The organism is Bacteroidota bacterium (assembly GCA_018266755.1).
GTDB lineage: Bacteria > Bacteroidota > Ignavibacteria > Palsa-1295 > Palsa-1295 > JAFDZW01.
The window spans coordinates 404,255-417,861 of sequence record JAFDZW010000002.1 but is presented as its reverse complement, the minus strand read 5'-3'; the positions used below and the strand labels follow the sequence as shown (position 1 = coordinate 417,861).

Genomic DNA, 13,607 nt, shown 5'->3' with positions numbered 1-13,607 from the left:
AAAACTTTGTTATATCCCCATACGTTGGTTCAAGGGTGTAATTTCCTTCGTCACGTATTTTAATACAATATATGCTCAATTCCACTCATCGTCATCTGCGGATAGCAATCCTCAGCGTGCTCGTTCTTTCATGGACGACGGTTGCATCGGCTACAACCTGGAACATCAATTTCGGCGGCTTTGGCGGCAGCGGCTCGCTGGCGTATTCGCCGAAGACTGTAACTGTTTCAGTTGGCGATACTGTCGTCTGGAATGGAGAGTTTGGCAACCACCCACTTGCGATTAGGAGTTTCCCAGCGGGAGCTGCCACATTCGCAACGGTCCAGTCTGGGACTAGCTTCGCCTACGTTGTAACGGTTGCTGGCTCCTACCTGTACTACTGCACGAAACACGATGTTCAGTTCAACATGAACGGCAGCTTTACGACGACCGATGCGAGTGTCGGTTCGTCGAGCGAACCGCTGACCCAGCGTCTCGAGATCATGCCGAACCCAAGTACCAAGATGACGATGATTCACTTCGACCTTGCAGCGGCGGCTGTAGCAAAGATCACGATCACTTCGATGGACGGCAAGATTATGGCAACGCCGATCAATAAGTATCTTCAAGCGGGCGGACAGGTGATCAATTACGATTGCAGCGGACTTGCGGCGGGTTCGTATCTCGTGACCCTCGAATCGAACGGGACAACGATATCGAAACGAGTCGTCGTCGAACATTAAAAGCGCTGAACTACACGATTGTTCTTGAGGGACGGGTACTTCGGTGCCCGTCCTTTTTCTTTTTGCAGGGGCGGGAACGTTGACGTTCGATATGGAAATGTATTATATCGTATTTTCGTGTTCATCACTACTTCATCTCACAGATCTCGATGTCATCGTATTCCGAATTCATACAAGGTTTACCACCTAAGGAGGCGTGGGGAGAGCGTATCTACACGACGGCCGACTGTAATTATCCGCAAGAGTTAAATGCGGCAGTCGAACTGCTCGATCGGAATATCGAAGCTGGTCGTGCCAAGCGTCCGGCTATCTTCTATAAGGAACGCGTACTGACCTACGGCGATCTGGCGACTATTGTGGGCCAGATGGGCAATGCGATGCGGGCACTCGGCGTTCGCCAGGGCGACCGCGTGATGCTCCGCTTTCCGAATAACTCGACGGCACTTGCAACATGGCTGGCGACATTGCGCATCGGCGCAGTGGCCGTGATGGTCATGCCGATGCTCCGTTCACGCGAGCTATTCTACCGCACGAACGATGCCGAGTGCTCGCTCGTGCTCTGCGATATCGCGTCGATCGACGAAGTACGAAAGGCCGAGCCGATGATGTCCTCGGTCAACAAGATTCTGGTATGCGACGGGAAGGACTCCGACTACGAAAGCTTCGAGGATCACTGGATGAAGCAGCCGGCAGAGTGCGCACCGGCCGTTCTTTCCCGTAACGACATCGCTCTGATCGGGTATACATCCGGCTCGACGGGTGATCCGAAGGGCACCGTGCATTTCCAAGACGACGTCCTTGCCATCGCCGACGCATACGCGAAGAATATTCTACATCCGACCGAGAACGATATCTTCGGCGGCCATCCGTCGCTCTCATTTACGTTCGGTCTGGGTGGGTTGCTGGTGTTTCCGTTTCGCTTCGGAGCTTCGACGGTGTTGCTCGACCAGTTCACGCCGGAGAATATGCTTAAGACGCTGGCACACTATAAGTGTACGATCAGCTTCTGCGCGCCGACGTGTTATAACATGATGATGCGCCTCGACGAGGGAGGGAAGTACGATCTTTCGAACCTACGTTTGGGTGTGAGCGCAGGGGAGACCTTGCCGAAAAGTGTGTTTGACAAATGGAAGGCCACCTACGGCCGCGAGTTGCTCGATGGAATCGGCAGTACCGAGATGCTGCATATCTTCGTGAGCAATTTCCCCGGCGAGGCAAAAGGTGGGGTCACGGGCAAGCCGGTGCCGGGCTACCAAGCAAAGATTGTCGATGAGAACGGAAACGAACTACCGCCCGGAGTACCTGGATTGATTGCGATCAAGGGGCCGACGGGCTGTCGGTATCTCAAGAAGCCCGAACGACAGGCCGGGTATGTGAAAGACGGCTGGAACATCCCGGGCGATGTGTTTATCAAAGACACAGAAGGAAACTTCACATACCAGTGTCGCAACGACGATTTGATTGTCACCGGCGGCTATAACGTTTCGCCGCCCGAACTCGAAGCAGTGATTAACGAACACGAAGCAGTCAAAGAGTCGGCGGTTGTGCCGAAACCGGACGAACTTCGCGGACAAATCGTCAAGGCATATTGTGTGCTCGTGCCCGGCACGACGGGGAACGATACGCTGGTAAAGGATATTCAGGATTTTGTGAAACGTGAGCTCGCGCCGTACAAATATCCGCGCGAGATTGCATTCATAGACGCATTACCCAGAACAGACACGGGCAAAGTACAACGCTTCGTTCTGCGCGAGCGGGCGAAGGCCGAAGCTGCACAATAAACATTCCGTATTAGGGTTGCCCCACCTACCCAAACTGCGTTCAGGTGCGACCGACACATGAATCTCGGACTTCGTGGGCTTCGTCATCGTTGCTGCCGACGAACGCTTGATTGTTGTGTGTGATTGTGCTCGCTGACCGATCGCGGCTGATTCGATAACGCGATTTGTATTTCCCCAGACACTACAATGACTCTCGTTGAGGAATTAGTCTTCACGTTAAGCAAGAACGAACGGACCAGACTTCGTCCGCTGCAATTTCGCGGAGCGAAGCGGGATATTATCTTCAAGATATTGGAGTGCCGTTCGCGCAACGGCATCAATGCAGCTTCGATCAAGCGTCGCCACAAGCTGACGGACGTTCGCTACTATCAGGTACTTTCGGAAATGCTTCATACGATGTATGAAGAAGTCGCACCCGGGGATGGGATCACGCTGTTGGAGTTTTTGGGACGCAAGCAACTCTACCGGCATTTTCTGCGTGAGATCCGAAGTCAGGAGTCGGATCTGCTCGAGGCGGGCGACACCGCGGCGCTGGCGGAGTATTATCTGCAGGTGCTTGTGCTATCGAGCCTTCAGATGTTTCCGCTGAATACGTTGCCCGATCTCTCGGATGAACTGCACGGCTACGTAAAACGGTACGTCAAGTACAAGACGCCGCATCCGCATGATAAATACTTAGTGCGCGTCTACGAGATCTCCGATCGTTTAGGGAAGTTGCTTGAGAAGACAATCCGTCGCGACAAGCTCGATCCATACGTACATGAGTTAGAATCGATCTTTCGGCGAACTCGCACAAGCAGCCAGTTTCTGGTACGCTTCAATGTGTGCTTCACCTTGATGATCATCTTTGCCCGCATCTATTATGACCGGGGGAAAGCGCTACGGTATATTGCGTACGCGAAGCAATTGGTCCGAGATCACGCCGACATATTCGGTGACTATGCGGCGCTGTTTGAGCTGGTGACCGACCTGCACGATCTATCGTCGCGGCAACAGCAGACCGAACGCGTGAAGAAGTTTTTGATTGCACCGGAGCACGGAGAAAATTTAAGCTCGATCCGCTATCTCGAACGCTACCTCCCGATGATTATTGTGTCGGGCGAACACGAATGGGTGAAAGCATATGCTCGCGATCACTTCCCGGAACAACTCGGGCTCGTTGCGCCCGATGCCTCGGTGCATTACGCGATGATTCTTACACTGCTTCGAATATCGGATAACGATCTTGCTGCTGCCGAGGAATCGCTTGCTATCGCAATGCGCGCAAATACCGGACGGCATCGCAATATGTATAGTGAAATGCAGCTCCGCTGCTACGATGCATTTCTTATGGGGATGCGACATAACCCGTTGGTTGCCGAAGAATCGGTGCAGCGACACATGCGCTATATGCGCCGACAGGTGCAACAACCGCAAGATAGCAACCTCTTGATCTTTTTGAATGCAATGCGGGAATTACTGCGTGGCGTTGAAGAAGGGAAAGGAAATTGTGCGTCGATCTTCGCTGAGTTTCGGCAGAAATATCGTGGACACGAGCAATTCGTCTTCCTCTTTGAGCGACTCTGTGCGAAGTTTCGGTCGTTGGGATGAGAAAAAATAGGAGTAGTAGGGCGGCGCTGCCACGGGTATGACTAATACAGCTAATACTTGTATTATCCACCGCCCCACTACCAAGGGAGTACGAATATACATTGGTCTTAGCCTCCTACGCAAATACAAATGTTCGTCGTCTTCAGGGGCAGTCGAAGCAACGCCTTATGGACCAACCAATTACGGCACCCTGAATTATTGTTTAGGGAAGAGAGAAGACCGAACGTTCATTAGTTTGGACACGAACGAAGTACTGTACCCCCGCACTCCGATTCACTGATTAACACTCGTTTCTGGAAGCAGAAGGTGAGATGCTTTTTTCAAGACAGAGTTGAAAATCCGTTGATGTGTTTTACAGTCCCATAATTGCCGAAACCGTCATCACCGGTGAAAGTGATGACGGTTGCGTATTTGCATGGTGCGCGACGGGTTGCCGCTTCCGTCCGAGATCTCATCCACGTCGAACGTGGCACGGAGTACTTTCGTCAACCTGCGCGTGTCGTATCAACAATCCGATTCCGTTCAGCGAACCATCCGCAGCAGCACCCAATCGCATGACCACGTCCGGTTGAGCGTGCCGACGCTTTTTTCGATAATGAGCTCCATGCGTACCGGATTCGTAGTCGGAATATTCGAGGTGATCGAACCGATATACGCCTCGTCGATATAGAAATCTGCTTTGCTTCCGTCGGCACTGACAACTACCTTGAGAATGTACCACTGGTTCGCCACGACCGCTGATCCGCCCGTCACTACTGATACCGTCCCTCCGCCGGAGCGAGCTTTGAGTTGCCACTGCCCGCCGCTCTCATTGTCGCTGTAGCAGAACCAAACGCCGTTCGCGTTCAATGCAATACTGTTGTTATCCATCAGTCCGCCGCACGCCATGAATCGTTGAGTGGACGATGACAGTGTCTCGACACGAGCTCGCATCTCGAATACGACCTCTCTCCCGCCGAGCTTGAGTTTGTTCACGAAGTTGCCGGAGCCGATATATGCTCTGCCTGTTGTACTGGTACCGGTCTGAAATACATTCAGACCAAAATAGTCGTTGCCGCCAGTATAGAGTGCTGCTGTTCCATCGACATCGGCATCGGCGCCGGACCCCGAACTTCCCTGAGTGAATGCGTATTGGTTGTCATTACTGCCGGAACCGGCGTACGCATCGAATACAAAGTCTTCGAAGTTATCTCGCGATCCGCCGAAGCCAACTCGGTATTCCGGCTCACCCCATGAGAGCGTTCCGGAGCCATTGTTGATCAGCGCTTGTCCCGGTGCCGTCGCCTGGGAGACGGGAAGCGTGTAGGCGATATTCGTGTCACCTTGTGCGCCGGCCTGTATAAGTGTACTGCCGTTGCCCGTGCCTTGCATCTGCAGTTGCGATGGTGTTCCGTTGTTTGACAAATACAGATTGCCGTCGGTGATCTCAAGCCGTTGCGAAGGGTTCACCTGATTGATGCCGAGATACCCGGTTGCGCTCAACCGCATGCGCTCGCCATTGTTCGTCATGAAGAGTATGGGTTGCGGGGTCGAGACGTTTGTAGTGGCAAGGACCAGCGGTTGTGTGTTCGTCGTACCGAGGAAGTTGCCGCTGCTTCCGTTATATGCCGAGACGATCGAATTGCCGCTCAGAGCCCATCCCGAAAAGGACACGAGGGTCCCCGGATCCACCCAATCCGGAAACCCTCCTGACATAGTCAGTACGTATCCACTCGTGCCGGCGGAACGGGTCGCCCAACTGCCAGTTCCGTTCGTATATAGTATGCTGCCGGACGTGGTAGCGGATGTATTAATACCCGTACCCCCGTTCGCCGTGCCAAGAAGATTCACGACCTCGGTACCTAGATCGACATTCCCGGCCGTGAAGCCACTTCCATTTCCATGAAGTACACCGCTCAACGATGTCGTGACGGCAAGAACGCCGCTTGTGGTTACCGGCGAACCCGATACCGAAAATCCCGAGGGCATCGTTAAACCGACACTCGATACCGTCCCGCCCGAACCTGTCGCTGAAAGTACCGACCCCGTCATCGAAAGACCCGAACCGAGACTGATCTCCTGTACCGGTGTTGTCGTCGAACTGCTGCCGAGCAACATGCTTGTTGTCGAGACTGCCTGCATCTTTGCGTATGTGACAGCATTGTTCGAGATCGTCGTCGCGAATGTGCCGGTACCGGTACCGGTGACATCGCTCGTCAAGGTGATCGTCTGATCGCCGGTATTCGTGCCCGATACGGATGCATTCAGTGGGACGGTCAGTGTTGCCGCACTTGTTCCACCCGATATGGTGAAGCCGGCAGGCTGTGATGCAAGTGTTAGGCCGTTCACGGTTGTCGGCGTGATCGCACCGAGCGAGAGGGTGAGGTTCGGTGTCGTCGTTGCGTTTGTTACCACTCCGGCGATACCATTTGCATCGGTGAAGCTAAACGATGTAACGGTCCCGTTGGTGATCGTTGCCCAAGTCGGCATGCCGCTGGCGATTACCAGTGCTTGCCCCTCCGAACCCGGATTGAGCCACGAGGAAGTCCCGATGCCCGCACCGACCGAACTGATGTACAGCAGAGCTCCCTGCGTGCCAAGCGTTCCGGGTAACAACAGTGTATTGTTGATGACGCTCGACGGCGCACCGAGTGTGATCGAGTTGCCGGTGGCGTTCAAGAGAATAATATCCTTTGACCGCGTTTGTGCGTTCGCCACAGATGCGAAACAGACACCGAGCAAGAAGATGAATATGACGTGTTTCATACGAGGCTTTCAGATGTTCGTGTTGCCATGTACACTCGATAGTCGAGAAGAAGCGCTCCGCTGAGTCACCCGTGGCGCCTCTGCTGCCGCTCCGTACGAGCAGGCAGCAGAGGCTGAGAGACTATGGGACGATAATGTAGTTGATCTTGTCTCCCGCGTTCATCGCACCGGAATAGACATCGAACGATGTCGCCGTTTGATTGCTGACCGTAAATGCCTGTGCCGGGCCGGCTGAGGTTTGATATGTCACGATGATCTTCGATGTGGCGCTGTAGCCTGTTGGCAGGTTTCCGCCGCCGGAGATCGTCACAACACCTGCTGCAGCTTCCGGAGCCGTCACGGTATGCTGGAATGCCAGGCTCGAGATGAGTGTGCTGACGGGGACCCATGTCGGTGCACTACCCGAATTATACTGCAGTACTTCACCGGTATTTCCCGCAGATGTGAACTTGTAGCTCGAACCATCGCCATAGGCAACCTGCCCTAGTGCGGGTGGTGTGCTACTATTAGTACCGCCATTTGCGATCGGGAGCAACGTCGTCCAGGTCGGGACTCCACCCGGTGAGGTCAGCACCTTGTCCGATACCGTGGCCAGTTCCGAAGCATATCCCGATGAATTGCCAACGTACATATTATGGTATGTGAGCGGCAGCTCGGGCAGTGTATTGAAGATGACCGTACCATACATGTTCGTGGTGCTGGTCGAATTACCGATATTCGTCGTACCGCCGGTCGAGGAGTTATTGATGTTGGTCGTATTATTCACACCAGTGTTGCTGATGTTTGTCGTTTGACCTCCGCCTCCGATCGATGTGGTCCAAGTCGGTGCTCCCGTGACCGCATCCCAGGTCAGGACTTGGCCCGTCGCGCTGCCACCGGCGACGAGATTCAGTGCTCCGGTACCATTCCCGACGAGCATATTTCCTGCCGGGATATTGGATAGTCCGGTTCCGCCATTCGGCACCGTCAGAATCCCGCTGACTTCGGCAGCCAAACCGAGGTTGACCTTCCCGAAGCTGACCGACTTGTTTCCCGCGGCAGTACTGATCTTCATAAACGGACCGCCGGCGACAAGTTGGCCGCTATCCGGTAACGAGAGTGTCCAATTACCCGCCGATGGTGTGGTATAGACACCGATCGTCGTGTTGAACGAAGAGAGATACGGCTTCAGCATCAAACTCCGTGTCAGTGTTTGTGCATTCGCTGCAATTGCCGCCACACATAGTAGCAGAGCAATGGCGGTACGTGTTAAGGATTTCATAACGGTTAATGAATTAGTCAGTAAAAGAGGTAGACAATACAACGTTGCGTTATGGGTTGACTACGATGTAGTGTAGCTCGCCCGTGCCGGACGCAGGATAGTCCGCTGCAAAAATCACTGTGAAGCCGACACCTGCTGTGATCTGAGAAACCTTCGCGTCGACAAAGCCGAACGTGCCTGCTTGCGGATCGAAGACAGAGACGGTAACTGAGGCAAGGGGAAGGATCGAGGGAAAGGAAATGTCCATATGATTCGCACCGGTTGGGATGAATACTCTTCCGGAATACTCTCCGAGGCCTGAGCCGTTGAGCATATTCGCAGTGACTGTCCCTCCGGTCGGTACGATCGTGCCGCCTGTGCCCACATTGATCGTCACGCCGGGTTGGATCGTACCGGTAGTGATCTGGCTAGCAGAGATGGTTACCGGTCCGGGGATGATCGTTGCCCATTCAGGTGCGGGAACGCCGTACTCCGCCGTGCCGACTACGAGTATGGCACCGAGTTGCCCAGGCGGCATTGGCTCCGCTTGACCGAGCACGTTTCCACACCACATGTGTCCGAGTGGCAGCGGTGGTAACGTCGAGTTCGTCCAACTGATGTTTCCGAACTGATCGACGGCGAAGAAATTCAGTTCGCTCGGCGGACCGGCCAATGGGAAATGCAGTCGGTACGTTGCCTGGAGTTCACCATTGAGGTCCAGCACAAGTGTGTTACCGGAACCCGTGCCGTCGTCGAGTTGCAGAGCGCGAGCGCCGAACGTCCGAGGTAGATCTTGCGCATGTGCCCTGATAATCAGCGAGACGGTGATCGCTGCAGCCAATAGAAGAGATTTGGTATGCATGAGATACACTGGATCGTTCGCGTGAGCTGCGGTGCGAGGAGCAATCGGTTCCTTCGCCGGAGAAGTGGGATCCGTGACGAGTCGATAGAGAAATAACTTGTATCCTGTGCTATCTCGCCCCGACTCACGCAGTGAGTGTAAGCTGAGAGCGAATCAAGCAATCGTTATGCCACGTCGCACACTCGTGAGGATATTCTTACTTATGGCGAATAGGGTGCAGGTTCGCTATATACTCGATGGAGTGTGTGACCACACGTGTCAGATATAGTCGTTTCAGGAAAAATGTAGCTCAATGCGAGATCGGAGTAGGAGAGGGAGTGAAAATATAAAGATGAGTACGAAGTTACTTATTTATATGTATGATACATCAACCGAACATCCAACGCCTTCGGGAGCATCACTCGGTAAAGAGAGCGGAAATTATGGTTGAGTAAGAATTCTTAAGTCCCGTAATGCCGTGTGTTTTCAACAGCTTCCAAGATGTTTTCGGCGCCTCGGTAGTCCACATGTAATAATTACTTACGAATCCCGATGCCGACAATGACGTCGACCGAAGAAAGTATGCTATATGACTGTAACTGTGATATCCGGGGTGTGTTGTATGTGGGTCTGAACAATTCATTTCATTCACTATGAAGAGTACAAGTCCTGCATACATTGATGCGCTCGTCGGCACGGTTCGGCGGTACGGTGTAATGCTTACTGTGTTGTTGTTGGCCGGTCTGGTACAGATCGGATGTAAATCCAGTACGACCGATGCGACGCAAACCGTGATCGGTGCGGAAGGGCAGCCTGTAACCACGACGATCTATGGGCGTGTCCTCGATGAATCCGGCATGCCGCTCTCCGGAGTGCAGATCAGCGCCGGTACGGGGTCGGCTACGACCGATAGCCGTGGTTTTTATATCATCAGAAATGCTTCGGTACCGTCGAGTCGGGCCGTGATCATCGCTCGACGTAGCGGCTACTTCGATGCGGCAAAGGCGGTCGAACCGCGTTCCGGCGGTGTGACGCGCATCGACGCCGCGATGATGCAACTCGTAACGACCGGTACCGTCAATGCTTCGGCAGGCGGCACAGTCAACGTCAGTGGTGCTGCGCAGGTTGTCTTCCAGCCAGGGAGTTTTGTCGATGGGTCCGGTGCACCGTACAACGGCACGGTGAATGTTGCCGCACGGTTTCTCGATCCTCGCAATGTCGATTATTTCGATTATTTCCCCGGCGACAACGTAGCGCAGACGACAAGTGGCAACACCGTCGGACTCATTAGCTGCGGAGTACTGCGCGTTGCGATCCTCGGTTCTGCCGGACAACAGTTGCAGCTCAATCCTGCAAAGCCGGCGACACTGTCGTATCCGCAACCGATCGATCCCAAGGCTCCGACATCGATGCCATTGTGGTATTTCGATGAAACGCTCGGGAAGTGGAAGCAGGACGGTTCTGCAACGCTTGCAGGCGGGAAGTATGTCGGCAAGGTTTCGCACTTCACCGATTGGAATCTTGACTATTTCGATTCGACCGGCTCATTTGGTGCAAACGGAGACGTCTATTTGCGCGTCGTGTGTAATGGTGTGCCGATCGAGGGAGTCACGATTACGATCGTTGGTGACGATGCACCCGGAAAGTACTTCGTCCATCCGGGGGGGAAGACGGGGCCGGACGGGAAGTTGCATTTCTACCGATTCCCGGCAAACCGCGATGTGCTCGTAGATATTCGTTCGGCGAAGAATCAAGGACTCTATTGGATCAATAATCCGATTAAGGTCAATATTACGTCCGGTCAGAAGTTCGATATGGGAGATATCAGTCTCGATTCACCGTGTCCGGCGTCGATCAAAGGCGTGCTCAATAACTGTAGCGACACGGCCGCCGAGGGATTGGTGTACGCAACCGCCGGTACAACGTCCACGTACTTTTACACGAAGACCGGCGACTTCACATTCCAGGTGCCTGCGACTGTTGCGCTGAATCTCGACGCCATGAATGTCAATGGCGACCAGGCCCAGACTATCGCGGTTCCGGCGCTCGGCCAGGGCGAGTTGCGCGATGTCGGGACAATCAAAATCTGTGGCAACGGGACCCCAACATTCCTTGACGTGAAGTTCACCGGGAAAAACGCAATTCCAACATTTATCGAGCTGTCGCACGATGGATCGTTGCTTGCAGGCTGGATTTCAGATGGGACGGTGAATATCTACGATACCAAGACCGGGAATGTTGTCAGTACAATCGCTCTGTCGCAGAACGAATACTCCAATCAAATTGAGTTCAGCGCTGACAACAAACGACTGATGATTTCCACCGGACCGTGGGGACATACCGATGTCTATGACATTACCGGCGCGACCGGATCGTTGCTGTTCACAAAGCCGAAACTTGCATCACCACACTTCTACGATGACGGCACGAAGGTGATCGCCGGTTTGGTGAATACAATGGGCACTCCGTCGCCAGTGACGGTATATGCAGTAAGCGATGGCTCGACCGTCTCCACGATTACGCCGACATTCTCTACGATGCAGGATTCGATCTCTCGGTTTGGGCTGATTCGAAGCTCGAACGAAATCGTCTATACCGACTATGGTACACCGGCCAGTGACTACGTATGGTCGGTCGGATCGAACACGCAAGTCCGTAACTTCCAGGTAACGGGCAGTTCGTACTCGATGGTAACCTCGGAGGACGGCGAGACGGTTGCGCATTCACCGGATAACTCAACGTTTTCTTGCTACGATACCAAGAGCGGGCAGTTGATCGGTACTGTCGCACTTCCCCTTACGGGTCGTGAGTACAATTACCAGATTACGAAGAATCTCTTCTATTCGACTGACCATCTAAATGGCGCGGCGATTGTCCGAGCGACAAATATTGCCAGCGGCACTTCTACGATCCGACTGCTCAGCGATTCGAACTCATATGTTCACACGATCGCGGCCAGCCGAGATGAATCCACCATCGCGGCCAGCAGCAACACATCGATCAGAATCTGGAAGCTGAAATAAGCAAACCGATTTACTGAATACAAAAAAGCCGGGCCATTGGCCCGGCTTTTTTTTGGGGTGCTTCCTGACGGACTCGAACCGTCGACCCACTGATTAAGAGAAAATGGATGAACCGCGTCGTGACGCCACTTTGAGGCAGAATGAGAACCGACGATGAGAACCGAAATGACGGGTCAAAGAACGAGTATAAACCGGTCAGGGACGCACGAACGGGATCGCAAACGCCCCGTGAGAACTTGAACATCGTTGATGGATCGAGAGCGCGGGTCGTTGGGTGGTTCGAATGAGTTTTCCAGATCCAAACAACTCATGTCTCAGCATATCTCTGTCGGTAATCCGTTCGTTGCCTCTGGGCGCTCCTGCTACTATGTCAAAGTGACGCTCACTGATCCTAGAACAGGGCAGCGACGCCATCTCAAGAAGTCCACTGAAGTACTTGTTACTGCTCCAAATGCCCTGAGCAAGGCACACCAAGCACGGCTTCGTATTCTCGCCGATTTCAACGAGAACCACGATCCTGGTGCGCCATTAACATTGAGAGATTTTGGGAAGCACTACATTGCAGAGAGGGAAGCGGAGCATCTTAGCCGTTCTTCGATCTCAGGGATAACGCGGGCGTTTGCCGAATTCGTCAAATACTCCGGGAAGGGGAGACTGCTGCAGGACCTCTCCGTGACAGACGTTCGCAGCTTCGTGTTTAAGTATCTCAAGAACCCAGCTATGGCAGTGATCAACTATCGCTATCTTCATGCAGCATTCGCTCGTGCGGTGCGGGACGGGTTGATCGGCGCAAACCCCTTCGATCAGATCGACAAGCATCTACTCAAGAAGAGGTTCAAGCCGAGACCGCGAGGCATCCTGAGTCCTAAGGATGTCATGGCGATCTACGAAACGATGCCGAAGACAGAGTTCTGCGATGCGACGTTCGCAAACTACTTCCTGCTACTATTTGGTGGCGCTCTTAGACGCGGGGAAGCATGCTACTTGACCACCAGGGACGTCGATCTTGCTGCTTCAACGATTATCATCCGGCCGAGTGAAGTGCACCGACTGAAGAATGCGGCGAGTGAGGGAGCGATTCTGATGACTTCGCTTGCCCGGACGGCAATCGAGTCTCAGCTCAAGTTGAAGAGACTACATTCGAAGGAGGAGGTCCGGGAATCGGAGTACATTTTCTGCAACCGATTAGGCTTCCATTACTACCCCGATTCTCTGACAAAGCAGGTTATTCGGCGTGTAAAGCTAGCTGCACGATCGCTTGGGATCAGGACGGACGGGTTTGACCTACACTCACTCCGTCACTCGATGATCCAACACTTGATCGACAGCGGAACCGATCCGGTGGTGGTGGCCAAATTTGCGCGACACGCTAACCTTAGTACGACATTGAGTGCGTACCATAAGATGCGGGACTCAACGAGCGGGTTTGACCAGATCGAGAAGCTGACGAGGTCAATTGGAGTATACGTTTAGCACGACAGAGCTCCGACAAAAAGAACCTTACTTGACGGCGCAAACACCGGATTGATCACTGAGGAGTCCTACAAATACCTGTCAAGAGGGTAGGTATCTTCAATATTTGTGTACGATATGGAACTAATCTATGGCGTTCTGGAATTAAATTCTTGTACCCACAAACGGTATTCGGTCATTTCATAGTCGCCT

At 53.4% G+C, this 13,607-nt stretch carries 8 protein-coding genes; 5 read left to right on the top strand and 3 right to left on the bottom strand.

What is annotated here, in order from left to right; translation table 11 throughout:
* The first annotated feature begins 71 nt into the window (after positions 1–71).
* The 3 genes from JSS75_04225 to JSS75_04215 all read left to right on the top strand — a co-directional run bounded on the left by JSS75_04225 (position 72) and on the right by JSS75_04215 (position 4,093).
* Positions 72–722 carry a T9SS type A sorting domain-containing protein gene (locus tag JSS75_04225; protein ID MBS1902889.1) on the top strand — a complete coding sequence of 217 codons (651 nt, stop codon included), beginning with the start codon at positions 72–74 and terminating at the stop codon, positions 720–722.
* Positions 723–871: 149 nt separating this feature from the next.
* A complete protein-coding gene (locus tag JSS75_04220) occupies positions 872–2,503 on the top strand; it encodes a benzoate-CoA ligase family protein (protein ID MBS1902888.1) in 1,632 nt (543 codons plus the stop codon).
* Between the two features lie 186 nt (positions 2,504–2,689).
* Positions 2,690–4,093, top strand: coding sequence for a hypothetical protein (locus JSS75_04215; protein MBS1902887.1), 1,404 nt, complete (start codon positions 2,690–2,692; stop codon positions 4,091–4,093).
* A gap of 522 nt (positions 4,094–4,615) precedes the next feature.
* Here JSS75_04215 and JSS75_04210 read toward each other — a convergent pair.
* The 3 genes from JSS75_04210 to JSS75_04200 form a co-directional block, all read right to left on the bottom strand.
* The gene (locus tag JSS75_04210) at positions 4,616–6,838 is read right to left on the bottom strand and encodes a hypothetical protein (GenBank protein MBS1902886.1); all 2,223 of its coding nucleotides are present in this window, start codon (positions 6,836–6,838) and stop codon (positions 4,616–4,618) included.
* A 121-nt stretch (positions 6,839–6,959) separates the two neighbouring features.
* Entirely contained in the window at positions 6,960–8,099 is a 1,140-nt protein-coding gene (locus tag JSS75_04205) for a hypothetical protein (protein ID MBS1902885.1), read from the bottom strand.
* Between the two features lie 49 nt (positions 8,100–8,148).
* Positions 8,149–8,940 (bottom strand): hypothetical protein, encoded by a 792-nt coding sequence (locus tag JSS75_04200; GenBank protein ID MBS1902884.1) that lies wholly within the window; start codon positions 8,938–8,940, stop codon positions 8,149–8,151.
* Positions 8,941–9,572: 632 nt separating this feature from the next.
* Between JSS75_04200 and JSS75_04195 the strand changes: the two genes are divergently transcribed.
* Both JSS75_04195 and JSS75_04190 read left to right on the top strand, forming a co-directional pair.
* Complete coding sequence (locus tag JSS75_04195) at positions 9,573–11,942, top strand: carboxypeptidase regulatory-like domain-containing protein (protein MBS1902883.1); 2,370 nt, start codon at positions 9,573–9,575, stop codon at positions 11,940–11,942.
* 309 nt (positions 11,943–12,251) lie between these two features.
* Entirely contained in the window at positions 12,252–13,415 is a 1,164-nt protein-coding gene (locus tag JSS75_04190; protein ID MBS1902882.1) for a site-specific integrase, read from the top strand.
* Positions 13,416–13,607 lie beyond the last annotated feature (192 nt).

Coding starts and splice junctions, on each gene's coding strand:
- JSS75_04210 (MBS1902886.1), bottom strand. CDS start 6,838: ATGAAACACGTCATATTCATCTTCTTGCTCGGTGTCTGTTTCGCATCT.
- JSS75_04195 (MBS1902883.1), top strand. CDS start 9,573: ATGAAGAGTACAAGTCCTGCATACATTGATGCGCTCGTCGGCACGGTT.
- JSS75_04220 (MBS1902888.1), top strand. CDS start 872: ATGTCATCGTATTCCGAATTCATACAAGGTTTACCACCTAAGGAGGCG.
- JSS75_04225 (MBS1902889.1), top strand. CDS start 72: ATGCTCAATTCCACTCATCGTCATCTGCGGATAGCAATCCTCAGCGTG.
- JSS75_04205 (MBS1902885.1), bottom strand. CDS start 8,099: ATGAAATCCTTAACACGTACCGCCATTGCTCTGCTACTATGTGTGGCG.
- JSS75_04215 (MBS1902887.1), top strand. CDS start 2,690: ATGACTCTCGTTGAGGAATTAGTCTTCACGTTAAGCAAGAACGAACGG.
- JSS75_04190 (MBS1902882.1), top strand. CDS start 12,252: ATGTCTCAGCATATCTCTGTCGGTAATCCGTTCGTTGCCTCTGGGCGC.
- JSS75_04200 (MBS1902884.1), bottom strand. CDS start 8,940: ATGCATACCAAATCTCTTCTATTGGCTGCAGCGATCACCGTCTCGCTG.